Genomic DNA, 15,593 nt, shown 5'->3' on the forward strand with positions numbered 1-15,593 from the left:
TATTATGGATGACCCCGCACAATTATCGGAATACGGCAAAATCCTTATCATTCTGTTGATAGGGACGCTGTTAGTCTGTGCGACCATTTTTCTAGCACGTTTAATTTCTCCCAAAAAGAACAATCCCATTAAATCTGGCACTTACGAATGTGGTGAAGATCCTGTCGGATCCTCTTGGGTACAATTTAATCCTCGATTCTACGTCATTGCCTTGGTGTTCCTGTTGTTTGATGTGGAGCTTATTTTTATTTTTCCATGGGCAACAGTATTTGGGCAATCGGAATACATTGCCGCAGATGGTCGATGGGGCTGGTTTACCATGATTGAAATGGCCATGTTTATCGGCATATTAATCTTGGGATTAGTTTTTGTCTGGAAAAAAGGCGATCTCGAATGGGTGAAACCCAATGTATCTTTGCCTAAGGTTCCTGTAAATATTCCTCAAAGTGCTTATTCCACATTGAATAATCGTACCTATCAGGTGCGGGACTATAGGGAGCCGGCAGACGTGGCTATGGAGAATACTGTCGCACAGGAAGTGACAGCTGCTCCAAAGATCGCTTTTAGACCTCGATTTAAAAAAACTGAGTAAGCATGAGTTTAGATAGTCAACTGCAAAATAATGGTGTCGTCGTTGCCAAATTGGATGATTTGCTAAACTGGGCGAGACTTTCGTCCATGTGGCCCATGAGTTTTGGCATTGCCTGTTGTGCGATCGAGATGATGGGGGCAATGGCCTCGACTTATGACCTGGATCGGATGGGCGTTTTTCCAAGGCCTTCGCCAAGACAGTCTGATGTTATTATAATCGCAGGTACAGTTACATTCAAAATGGCTGACCGTATAAAAAAACTATATGAGCAGATGCCCGATCCTAAATATGTGATCTCGATGGGATCCTGTTCCAATTGTGGCGGACCTTATTGGCAACACGGCTATCATGTGGTTAAGGGAGTGGATCGGATCATCCCCGTGGATGTGTATGTTCAAGGTTGTCCTCCACGTCCAGAAGCCCTTATCGGTGCATTTATTGAACTGCAAAAGAAGATAGATAAAGAAAGTTTATTAGGCGAACAATTGTTCAAGGAAAAAGCTTAGAAGATAAATTTTATAAGATTTTAAAATCAATTATGGCAAAAGATTTTTATGGCGAACTGCAATTAGGCATTCTTGGTGGTGGTCAACTCGGAAGAATGTTAATCCAGGAAGCCATTAATTACAATGTAAACGTTCATGTGTTGGATCCTGATAAGAATGCCCCTTGTCGGAAGCTGTGCAATAAGTTTGAATGTGGTTCATTGAGTGATTTTGAGACAGTATATAATTTTGGAAAAGATCTGGATCTGATAACGATCGAAATCGAAAAAGTAAATGTTGATGCCCTGGAGAAACTGGAAGAGGAAGGCGTAGTCGTTTACCCACAGTCGCGTATCATTCGCCTGATCCAAGATAAGGGGTTGCAGAAACAGTTCTTTAAACAAAATGATATCCCGACCTCAGCGTTTCAATTGATATCAACAAAGGATAATTTAAAAAATCCTGCCCTGAGCCTACCTTACATTCAGAAACTGCGTAAAGATGGTTATGATGGAAAAGGGGTTAAGAAAATTGTTACTGAAGCGGATATTCAGGATGCTTTTGAAGAACCGAGTTTAATTGAAGAGTGGGTAGATTTTGAAAAGGAAATCGCTGTCATTGTCGCCCGTAACGATCGGGGGGATGTCTCCACCTTTCCGATGGTAGAGATGGAATTCAATCCACAAGCTAATTTGGTTGAGTTTCTTATCGCGCCATCCTTGTATGGCGTGGAAATTCAACAGCGCGCGGAAGCAATTGCAAAGAAAATTGCAGACGATTTGCAAATCGTGGGCCTGCTTGCTGTAGAAATGTTCCTAACGAAAAACGGAGATATTTTGGTGAATGAACTGGCTCCGCGCCCGCATAATAGCGGACATCAAACGATAGAGGGCAATTATGTTTCTCAATTTGCACAACATTTAAGAGCAATATTCAATTTACCATTGGGCGATACGAGATGTCGGACAAATGCGGTCATGATCAATCTTTTGGGCGAAAATGGCTACGAAGGTTTAGCAAAATATGACGGCGTAGAAGAGGTATTGGCGATGGAAGGAGTTTATTTGCATCTGTATGGCAAGAAATATACAAAGCCTTTTCGCAAGATGGGCCACGTATGTATCATCAATGATGATCGGGATAAAGCAATCTCCAATGCAAGAAAAGTACAAGAAATATTAAAAGTTAAAGCCTAATAATACTATGTCAATCAATAATAAGGCCCAGGTAGGCATTATCATGGGAAGTAAATCTGATCTTCCAGTTATGCAGGATGCCATTGATGTCCTCAAAGTCCTTGGAGTGGAATTTGAAGTTACCATCGTTTCGGCACACCGTACGCCACAACGCATGTTTGATTATGCGAAAGATGCGGCATCCCGCGGATTGAAAGTGATTATTGCAGGAGCTGGCGGGGCAGCACATTTACCGGGAATGGTCGCGTCAATTACACATTTACCTGTGATCGGTGTTCCCGTAAAATCCGCTAATTCTATCGATGGATGGGATTCGGTCTTATCAATCCTGCAGATGCCCAACGGAATTCCAGTGGCTACAGTTGCCTTAAATGCTGCAAAAAATGCAGGTATTTTGGCTGCTCAGATTCTAGGAACTCATGATGAGACGATCAGTAAAAATATTATTGACTTCAAGGAAGAACTGGCGCGTAAAGTGATTGAGACAGCCGTTGAAGTGGAGGATACACAGTTCTAATGGAATTGATCAAATAGAAAAGGGAAGCATTTGCTTCCCTTTTCTATTTGATCAGATTTGCCTGCACATAATCGTAGCTCTTTTTAAGACTCTCCATCTTATTTGGCATATAGATGTTGTCTTGCTCCACGAATGCATATTTCAGCCCTGCTTTAGCTTTCTCTTTGACAATCTCGGTAAAATTGATACTTCCTGTACCAACTTCGGTATATCTGATATCTTTAAAGATCTGTTCAACCGGTAACTCGCCGTCCTTAGGCCATTCGATCGGATTGGATTTTGTGCGGTCCATATCCTTCACATGCCATAGTTTAAATCTATTCGGGAATTTTTCGAATATGGATATCGGATTTTTCCCGGCTTTCTCGGCCCAGAAAAGATCAAGTTCAAAATCCACTAGATCAGGTTCTGTGAAAGCTAACATGACTTCTTCCCCCATTGTATTATTCCCCAGATCTCTAAATTCCCAGAAATGGTTGTGGTATGCAATTTTTAATCCGAGTTTCTTCGCCTGTTCTCCTGCTTTATTAAGTTGTTCTGCGGCATAGAGATAATCGTCTTTTTTAAGTGCATTAATATCGAACATTGGTGTAACTGGCGCAATAACATATTCCTGACCGAGCTCTTTTGCTGCATCAAAGTAAATAGATAAATCTTCTTTATCGGTATGGGATTTACTGAGATATTTAGACATATCATAATGACCCGAATGAGTTTTTAAGCCGTTGTCATCCAAAATCTTTTTTAGCTCTTTATAAGGTAATTTCCAGAATTGTTTGGCGGCAGGATCAATACCATATAGCTCAACATGTTTGAAGCCAATTTTTGCAATTTGCTCCAAAGAACCTTTTGGATCTTTATCCATTAAATCCCGTATGGAATAGAGCTGTACACCTATGTTCTGCAGGGGATTGTCACTGACGGCGTCCGTTTTATTTTGACAAGATATCAAGTTGGGCATCAGATAAGCTGCCGAAAGACCTATTCCAGCTTGCTTTAAAAATTGACGGCGAGAATTGTTCATCATATAACTGATTATGTGTTAGTGTACAATGTACAATTATTTTGGTCAAATATCAATAAAACGTCGCGGAATATTTTGTAAACGGATCATATTGAACTATCGGAAAATGAGGAAGAAGCTGCCGGAAAGAAAAAAGGGGCGCCTGCTGAATATTTAACGAGAGTGGGTGCCGGAATACGAATACCATAAACAAAACGAGGATATTCAATCTTTTTGAACACCCTCGTTTTGTTTGTTTAAGAATAGCAACTTAAACAGTCATGATATCTTTTTCTTTCAGTTCAGCCAATTTATCAACCTTTACAATAAATGCATCAGTCAATTTTTGAACTTCGCCTTCGGCAGTTTTGATCTCGTCTTCTGAGGCACCATCATTTTTCAATTTTTTGATGGACTCATTGGCATCTTTACGAATATTACGGATAGCTACTCGGCCTCTTTCAGTCTCTTCTTTTACTTTTTTCACCAGGTCACGTCTTCTTTCTTCAGTCAAAGGAGGGACATTCAAGCGGATTACGATACCATCATTTTGAGGATTGATGCCAAGATTAGCATCCGTAATAGCTTTTTCAATTGCGTTGATGAGCGATTTTTCCCAAGGTTGGATGACAATTGTCCGTGCATCAGTTGTATTAATGTTAGCTACTTGCGAAAGCGGAGTCGCGCTGCCATAATAATCGACTGAGATACCATCCAACATAGATGGTGAAGCTTTACCGGCGCGAATTTTTGTTAATTCAGACTCCGTGTGAGCAACTGCTTTGGACATCTTGTCTTTACAATCGTCCAATTCAATTGAAATTAGTTCGTTCATATAAGATTACGTTTTATACAGATTTTAATTATTTTACCACAGTTCCTACATGTTCACCATTGGCAAGTTTCAACAAATTGCCAGGTTTGTTCATGTCAAATACAATGATGGGTAATTTATTTTCTTGGCAAAGGGTAAAAGCAGTCATATCCATGACGTTTAACCCTTTCTCATACACTTCCGTGAATGAGATCTCTTCGAATTTTGTTGCACTAGGATCTTTCTCCGGATCAGCAGTATAGATACCATCTACACGTGTTCCTTTTAGTACTGCATCGGCATTGATTTCAATCGCACGCAAAGAAGCTGCTGTGTCCGTCGTGAAATATGGGTTTCCGGTACCGGCTCCGAAAATAACAATACGACCTTTTTCCAAGTGGCGTACAGCTCTTCTGCGAATAAATGGTTCACAGATCTGCTCCATCTTGATAGCCGTTAGCAAACGTGTCTTTTTCCCTACTTTTTCAAGAGCATCCTGAAGTGCCATACTGTTGATTACAGTGGCAAGCATTCCCATATAGTCTGCCTGAACACGGTCCATCCCTGATTTTTCAGCACTTAAACCGCGGTAAATGTTACCACCACCGATAACAATTGCTATTTCTAAACCTTGATCGTGAATTTCTTTGATATCATTAGCGTATTGTGATACACGGTTAATATCGATACCATAGCTTTGGTCACCCATTAAGGATTCACCGCTAAGTTTTAATAAGATACGTTTGTATTTCATAATTGTTTTTTTGGAAATTTTCCAAAGGTCAAAGATAAAATTTTTTTTTCAACCCTTAAGGCCAAAAATGATATTTATTGTGCTTTTGTTGTTTGATCAATCACTTCCCGGTAATATTGTTCGTATAGAGGCATGATATTGGACAATTGGAATTTTTTAGCATGGTTTAACGCCGCTTCTTTAAATTTTTCCAACCGTTCTGCATCTTCTAAAATATAGATTGCATTCTTGGCCATATCATCGACATCACCCACATTACTGAGGAATCCTGTCACGCCGTTCTCATTGAGTTCGGGTAATCCGCCTGTGTTGGATGATACAACTGGAACTTGGCAGGCCATTGCTTCTAGCGCGGCCAATCCAAAACTTTCGGAACTGGAAGGCATCAGGAAAAGATCAGAAACAGATAAAATCTCTTCCACGGCATCCTGTTTACCCAAAAAGCGAACATCTTTACACACATCCAATTCTCTGGATAACTCCTCCGCGTTGCGACGTTCAGGCCCGTCACCTACCATTAATAGTTTGGAAGGGATGACATCATGGACTTTCTTAAATATACGAATAACGTCTTCCGTATTTTTGACTTTTCTGAAATTGGAGGTATGGACCAAGATCCGTTCGTTACCCGGAGCAATCGCTTTTTTGAAATGGGAGCGATCCCTATTGCTGAATCTATCGAGATCGATAAAGTTGGTAATCACTTTAATATCTCTGGAGATATCAAAATATCGGAGTGTCTCATCTTTTAGATTTTGTGAAACGGCGGTTACACCGTCTGACTGATTGATCGAGAAGGTGACGACCGGGCTAAAGCTCTTATCCTTTCCAACCAGCGTAATATCTGTGCCATGAAGAGTGGTAACCACCGGAATATTAATGCCATACGTGGTCAGCAAGATTTGTTTTGCCATGAACGCAGCCGAAGCGTGGGGAATAGCGTAATGTACATGGATCAGATCCAGCTTTTCAAAGCGTACAACATCAACCAGTTTACTGGCCAGGGCAGATTCGTAAGGTAAAAAGTCAAAAAGCGGATATTGGGATACTGCTACTTCGTGATAGTATAGGTTTTCCGAAAAGAAATCTAGGCGTGCAGGTTGTCGGTAGGTTATAAAATGGATCTCATGCCCATTGGCCGCCAAAGCCTTTCCTAACTCCGTTGCCACAACACCACTGCCACCAAATGTGGGATAACAAACAATGCCTATTTTCATTGATATAATTTTTATTTAGTGTTCGCTTTCATTGGTACAAATGAACTCGCTGCACTCGGTTCTATTTTAAAGGTGATGAAGCTTCAGATTTAACGCCTTTTCTGTATGCGAATAAATCCTGATGATTTCATAACTCATTTTTTGTGCTGCAAATTTCGACTATTTATGCCTAAAATAACAAAAACCAATTGCCATAGTTTTGTGAATTTTTTGATTACTTAAAAAGCATTATCTTTAAGTAGACATTTAAGCGGTATATGGACAATTTCACAAGTGATATCTCAGGACAGCAATTCCCTGTCGAACAGTGTATTTTGGGGGCTTCGATCCGACAACCTATTTATAGATTAATCCGAAAGGAATATCCCAATTTTGGGAAAGACAAATATATTGCCGCAACGGAATTGACTAAGTTTAAAGAAGCCTATATTGCCGAATTTTTGAAGGATGAGTCTGGACAGCTCAGTCAATTGGATCAACAAGTGATACAGAGCTTTAAGGATAATAAAGTCATTAGTGCAGGTATAGACAGTGATGTAGGCGGCGCAACCTCGGTGGGAGAGCGTATAGCGGATAAAGTTGCCGAATTCGGCGGGAGTTGGACATTTATTATTTCTTTCGTCGTATTTTTGCTGATCTGGATTGCGCTCAATACCTATTGGCTAAATAATAAGGGTTTTGACCCTTATCCATTTATTTTGCTTAATCTCATTTTATCTTGCGTCGCCGCCCTACAGGCACCGGTCATTATGATGAGCCAAAATAGACAAGAGGCTAAAGACCGGGAGCGGGCACGCAATGATTATATGGTCAACCTTAAAGCTGAACTTGAAATTAGGGAACTGCATGAAAAAATAGACCATCTCATTATTCGTAAAGAGCAGGAACTCGTTGAGGTACAACGTGACCAAGTCGAAAAATTAGGTTTTCTGCTCAAGAAGATGGAAAAAATAGAAGAAGCATTTAAAAACAAATGAATATAACAGGAATAATAGGAGAGCTGACGTTTAAATTTTCACGGTCCGGTGGGGCAGGGGGACAACATGTCAATAAGGTATCCTCTAAAGTGACCCTACAATGGAATGTGGAGCAGTCGACAGTTTTATCAGCTGAGGAAAAGGCTATTCTGACTGAAAAGCTCTCAAATCGCATAAATAAAGAAGGCATTTTGCAGCTGGAAGCTGATATAGACCGTTCGCAGCTACGCAACAAGGAAATTGCCATTGACCGTTTTCTTCACCTGGTGAAGGATGCACTTTTGCCTATAAAACCAAGAAAGAAAACCAAAATACCCTATTCCAGTGTGTTAAAAAGACTAGACCGAAAGAAGCAGCAGGCCCAGCTGAAAGCTTCACGCAGACGGAATTTTGAGGATTAGTCTGTTATAAAGTAGTATTTAATTTAATTTTATTTAACTCAAAATCAGTGTTTTAATTATATAACTAAAGAAGTAGTTGTAAAACTATTTCTTTAGTTATATACTTGTATGGTAATCGATTACAACAGTACTGTTAATATAAAGGAGTTATGGAAGATTTCAAAGAACTGACTAAAGCAGAAGAACAGATCATGCAGGAACTTTGGGAAATAGGACGTGGTTTTGTCAAAGATATCATTGACCGTCTACCTGAACCGAAACCTGCTTACAATACAGTTTCAACCATAGTGCGTATTCTCGAAACCAAGGGTTTTGTATCGCATGAGTCTTTTGGTAAAAGCCATCAGTATTTGCCAAAGATTTCAAAAGAAGAATATAAAAAAGGAATCACTGGTAAGTTGTTGAATAATTATTTTGATAATTCTCCCAAAAGTATGCTTTCTTATTTTCTGGAAGAGAATAAATTGGATGTCAAAGAATTAGATGATATTCTTTCGATTATCCGACAAAACAAATAGCAACAACCACCTCTTATAAACTCTTGATTATGATTTACTTATTGATTGTCAATGTTTCATTGATTATCGGCTTTGTGCTCTATAGGCTGATTTTTCGAAAACTCACCTTTTTTCAATGGAATCGGGTTTATTTGATCGGGATGATATTTTTCTCGCTCCTGGCACCCATTGGGATTTTTATTGAATTACCGAACGCCCAGATAATCGCGTATTCCATACCGATGGTGGATCTGAGTGGCTACATGGATATTGCCATTAGCAGCCCGCAGGAGCAGCCGATCTATTTGATAGACATTATGACCTATGTCTATTGGACAGGGGTTGCGATTGCCTGTGCTTTCCTGATCGCTCGGGTGAAGTGGTTAATTCATGCTTTACGTCACGAACAAGACTATCTAAGTTTTTCATTTTTCAATAAAATCATCATTGGAGAGTCTATTAAAGACAGCGGCAGTATCGAATTACATGAACGTGTCCATGTCGAACAGGGCCACTCTTACGATTTGCTTTTGATGGAGCTGTTGAAAATTTTCAACTGGTTTAATCCGATTTTATATTTCTTTCAAAAAGAGTTAAAGTTCCAGCACGAATGTATAGCCGACGAAATCTGTTCGACAGATAAGGTGGCCTATGCCGAAATGTTGGTTGCTCATGCCCTGAAGACGGATCATCTTCCGCTGACGCATGAGTTTTCTAATCATTCGTTTTTAAAGAAAAGAATTATGATGTTATTTAAGAATAAATCAACACAGAACCATAAGCTTTTGTATGTAACCATTTTACCGATGCTATTGGTGGTGACGGCTTCGACCCTGGTATTTAACACGACCCGGGCGAAGGATCTTGTCACCGATATGGAAAGTTCCATTAACCAGTTGGAGATACCCGGATCAAAAGAATCAGCGATGTCTGTTGAAGAATTGATTTCGCGGAACCAAGCACCGGGAGGACGGTGGAATGCGATTACTGAACCTTCACTAGCTGTGGCGGGAAGCAATGTTTATGCAAATGAGAGCGCAAACGCCTTGATCCAGCCGGATACAACGAATCCTCGGAAAGATATCGTTTTTACCGAAGTCGAAGTTCTTCCTGAACCCGTTGGTGGAATGCGGCAATTTATGATGTGGGTTGGCAGCAATTACGACTACCCGAAAGCCGCATTGGAAAACGCAGTGAATGGTATTATTGAAATTTCCTTCATTGTGGAACAGAATGGGAACTTGTCGAGTTTTGAAGTCAAAAAAGATCTGGGCTATGGTACCGGTGAAGCTGCGTTGAAGCTAATGAAAAGTGCGGCAAAATGGAATCCCGGCCTACAAAATGGTCGAAAAGTACGTGTAGCCTATACCTTACCTATCCGTTTAAATACAATGCAAGAGGACAGCTCGCCGGCTCCAGCTAAAGCAAAAAAAGCAGTTGCTACGCCGAAGCTCGGCGTTGATGGCTTAAGCAGCTGGTTTGCCCAGAATTTTAAAATGCCCCGAAAAATATCCAATAAAGACCTTGATCCCGTGATTGAAAGTTACTTTATTATTAATCCCGATGGTACAATAAAGTCTTTAAAAATCAGAACGGATCTTGACAAACAGTTTATTGATCAAGCGACTAAATTATTGTCCCGGTCAAAATGGGAACCTGCTCTGGTGGATGGCAATCCTGTTGAATCCAAAGCTGCCTTCTATTACAAATTTGCCCCTAATGGTGGTTATGTGAAGAATTATACGCGTGTAGACGTGACGTCAGAACCTATTGGAGGGATGATTGCCTTACGTGATTATGTGATGAAAAATTACGCCCCAAACTCAACTGGTGAAGATGGGAATGTCGTTGTGCAATTTGTTGTCGAAAAAAATGGTCAGCTGAATAATTTTAAAGTCGTCAGCACGCCTAATACGAAGGCCGGTGACGAGTTGGTCCGACTGTTGCGATCTGGAGCAAAATGGAAACCCGGTATTCTCGATGGCAGTCCTGTTAGAAATCAATATGAGCTGACATTAAAAGTAATGAAGGTGAACGGCGATTTTTATGATGTTTATCGTTGGGAAGGACTAAAGATGCAAAACTTAAAATCTTAGGAGACCGCCCGGATGTTAAGAAAAGAGAAACCCTTACTCCTGTTAATCACCGTGTGGCTAATTTTTGCACTTGTTTCCTGCAGATCCTATCAGATTGCTCCAAATGGCTATACAGTGGAAGGAGATGAATATTTTATCAATATCGATAAAAACCTGGCTGTATTTTTAGGCGATGATATTTTAAAGGAAGAGAACTGGCAATCCAATGGTGGGCCGATCAATGTGAGTAAGGTCACTGCCAAATACAAAAATGTACTCAAACATCTAAATTACCCGGATACTGCTTACAAGGTCTTATTTACCGGACATATGAAAGGGAAATATAATTATGACATGCTTGCTGTGATAAACAATTTTCCGAATGTCAAAGGCAAAAGAAATCATTTATTGGACTTGACCGCCTTTCAGCGGGAAGAAAACAGGGAAGGACGATATTTCTACAACATAAATGAATTCAAAGGGCAAAAGCTGTTGCATTTTGTTATTCCGTTCAATGACAGGCTTTGGCAGGAAAAGATGGTGAGTATGATCTTTCTGCTTCCGGCTGATTTCAATGACATTGCCTGGGCGAAGGATATTGTGCAATCCAACGTGGCCTTGTACCGCAATCGCTATATTTTTACGCCGAGCAGGACGGCGATACAATGCCCGGACGATGGAAGTCGTTCACATCTTGACTATAAGATTCCTGAGGAAAAGATTAACAAAACCGGATATATGCTGATGAAAGCATATGGAAATGTAGAAGGGAAGCGTACATTGGTGGTCTATCGGCTAATGAAGCCAAAAGATTTTTATGGCTCATTCGTTGTTTGTAAAGGAGATTATGAAATTCTCTATACGACGCTGCAGGATAAAATCGTCTGGCAGACCAAAATCAATACTGAGAAGGACGTGGTATTCTAATTATTCTATTTTATTGACGGGGATAAAAGCCCTGGATTATTAATCCAGGGCTTTTAATTTATTTTTGAGTAATAAGATTTCATTTTGCAGTTGTTCGACCTTATCCAATAAATGATTGGCTACCTGAATTCCCTGTGGATTTACTTCGAGATCGTAATATAGATTTGAGAAACGTTCCAGTTTCTTGAGTTCATCTTCGTCGATATATTGTTCTTCCTGCTGCATGACAATATGAATGAGTCCATATTCCTCCATGGTCTGTAGAAAAGTTGTTTCAACCTTTCTGGACTGACAGAAGTCTATCACTTTTATGAGTGTCGTTTCCATAAGATTATTGCTTTAGATCCTTCAATTGTTGAAATAGCGCTTTTTCGTCATCGGAAAGATTGCTGGGCATTTTGATGTTTAGGCTTACGTAGAGATCTCCAAATTCGCCTTCTTTCCGGTATAGCGGAAAACCTTTGCCCTTGAGCCGCATTTTTGCACCGTTTTGACTTTCGGGTTTGATCTTTAATTTTATTTTACCGCCAAAGGTGTCGAGTGTTGCCTCGCCACCTAAAATCGCCGTATAAAGGTCTACATCCAGCGAGGTGTACAGATCATTTCCCTGACGTTTGAAATTTGCATCGGGCGTGATGTTGATCGTAATATATAAATCGCCTTTAGGGCCACCATTGATTCCTTCGCTACCATAGCCCTTTAATTTGATTTTCTGACCATCCTCAACACCTGCATGAATCGTTATACGGATACTCTTGCCGTTGATATTAAAGGTTTGTTGGTGAGTAGTGTAGGCCTGTTGGAGCGTTAAACTCAGCTCAGCATTAAAGTCCTGTCCACGGAAGGTACTTTGTCTACCGCCACCGCGTCGACTGCCAAACATCTGCTCGAAAAAATCCGAGAATTGACCATCATCAAAATTTCCGGTATACTCGTAGGAACCCGCACCGCCACCAAATGGGTTCCCGCCGGAACCAAAAGGATTGCCACCGCCCGATTGGGATTGTCGGTATTGCTGCTGTGCTTTTTCGTACTCCTCTCCATGTTGCCAATGTTCGCCATATTGGTCATATTTTTTACGTTTCTCGGGATCGGATAACACTTCATTCGCTTCATTGATCTCCTGAAACCGTTGTTTAGCCTCGTTATCATTGGGGTTGACATCAGGATGATATTTACGCGCTAGTTTTCGATATGCTTTTTTGATATCATCTGCCGAAGCCGTTTTATCAATGCCAAGCACTTTATAGTAATCTACAAAAGCCATAAATTATACGTGTTTTATCCTAAAGATAACAATAAATACAGGTAAAATGTTTCTGCTTGTGGTCAAATCAAACTTTTTCAGATAGACTTATCATTTGGTTTTTATGATATTGAATTTGTGGATATATCCGAGCATAAAATACTGCTTTAAGGTCATTGAACTTCCAAAATAAGTCATGTTCCCCTGACTTCCCCAGTAATTTTGTGTATTTTGATTCAGGATGTCAAAGCCGGTCAGTTTAACTTGAGACTTGTTTTTAAATGTATAGTACATTGAAGCGTTCAATATATGGTAGTTTTTTCTTCCATTTAATCCACTTGCTCTATTATCCAATGAATAAGTACTCTCTAACGAAAACCCCTGAATAGGATTGATATTTAATCCCATGCCGATCTGATGTGTTGAATAAGCTGTTTCAGCAAAGTCTGGATGGTTTTTGGCGGAATTTAAGTTTTTATTCCTGTTATAAGTATACTTGGGTTGAATACCGATCAGATTTCTCCAGGTAACGGAAAATTCCTGTGATAGATCTATTCCCACATTATTTGATTTATTGGAAATGTCATTGATTGTACTGTAATTTTCGAAATTATAAGCAGTACTGGTCTGGGAAAGGTAAAAATTCCAGTTTTCACCGCTTTTAAAACTATATCTGAAGAAACTATATAAAGAAGAATTATACCTGGAACCTGCTAGATAAGATTGAACGGTATAATGACCATTTTTGGCATCACGCCAGCTTCTAGTGCCGATGCTGCGTTCTTGGTAGTTAATATTTCCTCCGGTATTGAATTGGATCTTCGCGTTATAAGCATAAAAAGAAACGCTTGCCTGTTGCGTTTCTATGTTATCGAAAATAAACGCCTTCAATCGGGTTTGTAATGGGTTGAGGTCATTTTCAACCGTGCGAATTCCATTTGTGGCGGGCGATTGGATATTTTTCTGCCAACTGAGTGACAGACTTTTGTAACGAACGGAAATATTAGGAAGCCAATAGCCATTTTTGAACTTTTTATTTTCATTGAGCTGTTTGAGATCGAAATGATCATCCTTTATGGCGTAGGTGGTCCCTATATCAATAAAGATATCTTTGATGGGTTTCCAATAAAACTTAAGACCCGTGACATATTCTTGATAATTGTAATTAAAATTGTTTTCGAGATCGTTTCCATGGACCCTTCCGCTGTTGTTCTGATCAAAATAGAAAGTCTCGGTCTGCGAGCGGCTGTTTTTATTGAGGGAGAAAAATAGATTGAAATCTAACTTTTTCACAGTTTTGTTGAAATAACTGATCGTCGAATTGAATGCACGGGACTTCGTTACCGAACCTTCGTTTGTCCATAGGAGGGTTCTTGGATTAGGGTTGTTGTAAATCTCACTCAGTTGTTCATTGGTGCCATCCACATCATGATTGCTATAATTGATTTCATTGCGAAAAGAAAGGCTATGCTTTTTGTTAAACTGTTTTTCAATATAAAAACTATGTGAATAGTTAAATTGGGCCTGCTTAGAATCCCCCGTTGTCTGTGATTTATTTATGCTATCTTGCTGTGTATCAGTTTTTGAAAAGGACTTCGAGTCGCTGTGATCTCTATTGATCCTAATACTCGGTTTAAATTCAAGATAGGCGGTCGTATCCATTCGGTGTCGGAATAGGGACTTCAGATCATGACCTAAGCGTTTTTTGCGTCCCTCATAATTACTGTTATTGAATTGCTCGATGGAATCGAATTTAGCGATATTACTGGACTGGTTAGCATTTTCGGTGTTATTATGCTTCAGCATATACATGATGTTAAGTTTTGTTTTTGTGCCCCAGTCATTGTTGAGATTGAAACCGATACCGACATCATTTGCTTTCCCCGAATAATTTCGCCCGCCAAAGCTATCAAAACCATAACTTTCTGCTCGGCCCAAACCACCTTGCTGGTTTAATTCATTATAATCGAAACTCTGTCTATTGACATTGTTTCCAAAAGCCAGAAAACTCAATTGCAATGTATCCCGAAACGTGTTAAACAGTGCTCCTGCTTCGTAATGCCCTCTGGTGCCAGCACTTCCATATGCTTTTCCGAAGCTCGCTTTTAAAAACTCTTTCTTGACTTTAAGATTGATCGTAATTGGGAGTCTGTCTTCATCTTCGACATTGATCTTAGATTCGCCTTTGTCACGATATACTTGTACTGTTTTTATTAAAGAAGCATCCAGATTTCGTGTAGCGATGCGTACATCCGTAGAAAAGAAATCTTTGTCATTTACTTTGACTTTTGACACTTCTTTTCCCTGATAGTAGATGGTCCCGTCCATATTGACCTGTAATCCAGGGAGCTGTTTAATTAGTTCTTCTACATTGGCATTTGGCCTCGTTTTAAAGAAGTTTGTATTATATTCCAATGTGTCTTTGTTCATCCGGACGGGAGGGGCAACATTGACCACAACTTCATCGAGGCTTTTAGCCCCGAGTTTTAATTGCCCAAAATTATGTAATCCATTGTGAATACTAAAATCTTGGCTGTAAGGCGAAGCATTGATGTGTGATACAATCAAAATAAGCCTAGTTTCGGCCGGTAGCCGAAAAAACTCGAAGTTTCCCTTGGCATCTGTCAGCAAATACGAGATGACAGCGGAATCCTTTGGAGAGAGCACCGTGACTGTTGCTTTTTCGAGTGGTTCACCTGCTTGCGATAGTATTGTTCCGTTTGCTTTCCCCTTTGTCTGAGATAACGTGGGAATGGTAAAGAGAAGCAGAAAGTAGAAAATAAACAGTATTTTCATAAAGGTTATTTTGGTTATTGGCTTAGTACAATTACTTGGTACAATTATACTAAGTAGTAGCTGAAACAAAAAATAAGAGCCGGTATTAGGGCAGTG

The 15,593-nt window shown here is 39.9% G+C and carries 16 protein-coding genes; 9 read left to right on the forward strand and 7 right to left on the reverse strand.

Going from position 1 to position 15,593, the window contains the following annotated elements; genetic code table 11:
* Positions 1-4 precede the first annotated feature (4 nt).
* Genes D7322_RS21320 through purE form a run of 4 tightly spaced genes read left to right on the forward strand, consistent with a single transcriptional unit; the run spans position 5 to position 2,790 of the window.
* Positions 5-592, forward strand: coding sequence for an NADH-quinone oxidoreductase subunit A (locus D7322_RS21320; protein ID WP_121126252.1), 588 nt, complete (start codon positions 5-7; stop codon positions 590-592).
* A gap of 2 nt (positions 593-594) precedes the next feature.
* On the forward strand, positions 595-1,098 hold the full coding sequence (locus tag D7322_RS21325; protein ID WP_104384901.1) for an NADH-quinone oxidoreductase subunit B: 504 nt from the start codon (positions 595-597) through the stop codon (positions 1,096-1,098).
* A 32-nt stretch (positions 1,099-1,130) separates the two neighbouring features.
* On the forward strand, positions 1,131-2,273 hold the full coding sequence (locus D7322_RS21330) for a 5-(carboxyamino)imidazole ribonucleotide synthase (RefSeq protein WP_121126253.1): 1,143 nt from the start codon (positions 1,131-1,133) through the stop codon (positions 2,271-2,273).
* Positions 2,274-2,280: 7 nt separating this feature from the next.
* Entirely contained in the window at positions 2,281-2,790 is a 510-nt protein-coding gene (gene purE, locus D7322_RS21335; protein ID WP_121126254.1) for a 5-(carboxyamino)imidazole ribonucleotide mutase, read from the forward strand.
* 43 nt (positions 2,791-2,833) lie between these two features.
* Here the strand turns inward: purE and D7322_RS21340 are convergent, their stop codons facing one another.
* The 4 genes from D7322_RS21340 to bshA form a co-directional block, all read right to left on the reverse strand.
* The gene (locus D7322_RS21340; RefSeq protein WP_245971410.1) at positions 2,834-3,817 is read right to left on the reverse strand and encodes a sugar phosphate isomerase/epimerase family protein; all 984 of its coding nucleotides are present in this window, start codon (positions 3,815-3,817) and stop codon (positions 2,834-2,836) included.
* Positions 3,818-4,064: 247 nt separating this feature from the next.
* On the reverse strand, positions 4,065-4,628 hold the full coding sequence (frr, locus tag D7322_RS21345) for a ribosome recycling factor (protein ID WP_121126255.1): 564 nt from the start codon (positions 4,626-4,628) through the stop codon (positions 4,065-4,067).
* A 28-nt stretch (positions 4,629-4,656) separates the two neighbouring features.
* Complete coding sequence (gene pyrH, locus D7322_RS21350; protein WP_075991132.1) at positions 4,657-5,361, reverse strand: UMP kinase; 705 nt, start codon at positions 5,359-5,361, stop codon at positions 4,657-4,659.
* Positions 5,362-5,435: 74 nt separating this feature from the next.
* Positions 5,436-6,578 (reverse strand): N-acetyl-alpha-D-glucosaminyl L-malate synthase BshA, encoded by a 1,143-nt coding sequence (gene bshA / locus D7322_RS21355; protein ID WP_121126256.1) that lies wholly within the window; start codon positions 6,576-6,578, stop codon positions 5,436-5,438.
* Between the two features lie 257 nt (positions 6,579-6,835).
* Between bshA and D7322_RS21360 the strand changes: the two genes are divergently transcribed.
* The 5 genes from D7322_RS21360 (at position 6,836) to D7322_RS21380 (ending at position 11,455) form a co-directional block, all read left to right on the forward strand.
* The gene (locus D7322_RS21360) at positions 6,836-7,555 is read left to right on the forward strand and encodes a DUF1003 domain-containing protein (protein ID WP_121126257.1); all 720 of its coding nucleotides are present in this window, start codon (positions 6,836-6,838) and stop codon (positions 7,553-7,555) included.
* Positions 7,552-7,956: an alternative ribosome rescue aminoacyl-tRNA hydrolase ArfB gene (gene arfB, locus D7322_RS21365; RefSeq protein ID WP_121126258.1), complete on the forward strand. Its 405-nt coding sequence runs from the start codon at positions 7,552-7,554 to the stop codon at positions 7,954-7,956. The genes D7322_RS21360 and arfB overlap by 4 nt, the downstream gene beginning before the upstream one ends.
* 149 nt (positions 7,957-8,105) lie before the next feature.
* Positions 8,106-8,474 (forward strand): BlaI/MecI/CopY family transcriptional regulator, encoded by a 369-nt coding sequence (locus D7322_RS21370; protein WP_121126259.1) that lies wholly within the window; start codon positions 8,106-8,108, stop codon positions 8,472-8,474.
* A gap of 29 nt (positions 8,475-8,503) precedes the next feature.
* Complete coding sequence (locus D7322_RS21375) at positions 8,504-10,549, forward strand: energy transducer TonB (protein ID WP_121126260.1); 2,046 nt, start codon at positions 8,504-8,506, stop codon at positions 10,547-10,549.
* 12 nt (positions 10,550-10,561) lie between these two features.
* Positions 10,562-11,455 (forward strand): hypothetical protein, encoded by an 894-nt coding sequence (locus D7322_RS21380; protein WP_121126261.1) that lies wholly within the window; start codon positions 10,562-10,564, stop codon positions 11,453-11,455.
* Positions 11,456-11,494: 39 nt separating this feature from the next.
* Here the strand turns inward: D7322_RS21380 and D7322_RS21385 are convergent, their stop codons facing one another.
* From D7322_RS21385 to D7322_RS21395, 3 genes are all read right to left on the reverse strand, one after another.
* Positions 11,495-11,782, reverse strand: coding sequence for a chaperone modulator CbpM (locus D7322_RS21385; protein ID WP_121126262.1), 288 nt, complete (start codon positions 11,780-11,782; stop codon positions 11,495-11,497).
* A 4-nt stretch (positions 11,783-11,786) separates the two neighbouring features.
* Entirely contained in the window at positions 11,787-12,722 is a 936-nt protein-coding gene (locus D7322_RS21390; RefSeq protein WP_121126263.1) for a DnaJ C-terminal domain-containing protein, read from the reverse strand.
* Positions 12,723-12,812: 90 nt separating this feature from the next.
* Positions 12,813-15,497, reverse strand: coding sequence for a peptidase associated/transthyretin-like domain-containing protein (locus tag D7322_RS21395; protein WP_121126264.1), 2,685 nt, complete (start codon positions 15,495-15,497; stop codon positions 12,813-12,815).
* Positions 15,498-15,593: the final 96 nt, after the last annotated feature.

The organism is Sphingobacterium puteale (genome assembly GCF_003627955.1).
GTDB classification, from domain to species: Bacteria; Bacteroidota; Bacteroidia; order Sphingobacteriales; family Sphingobacteriaceae; genus Sphingobacterium; species Sphingobacterium puteale.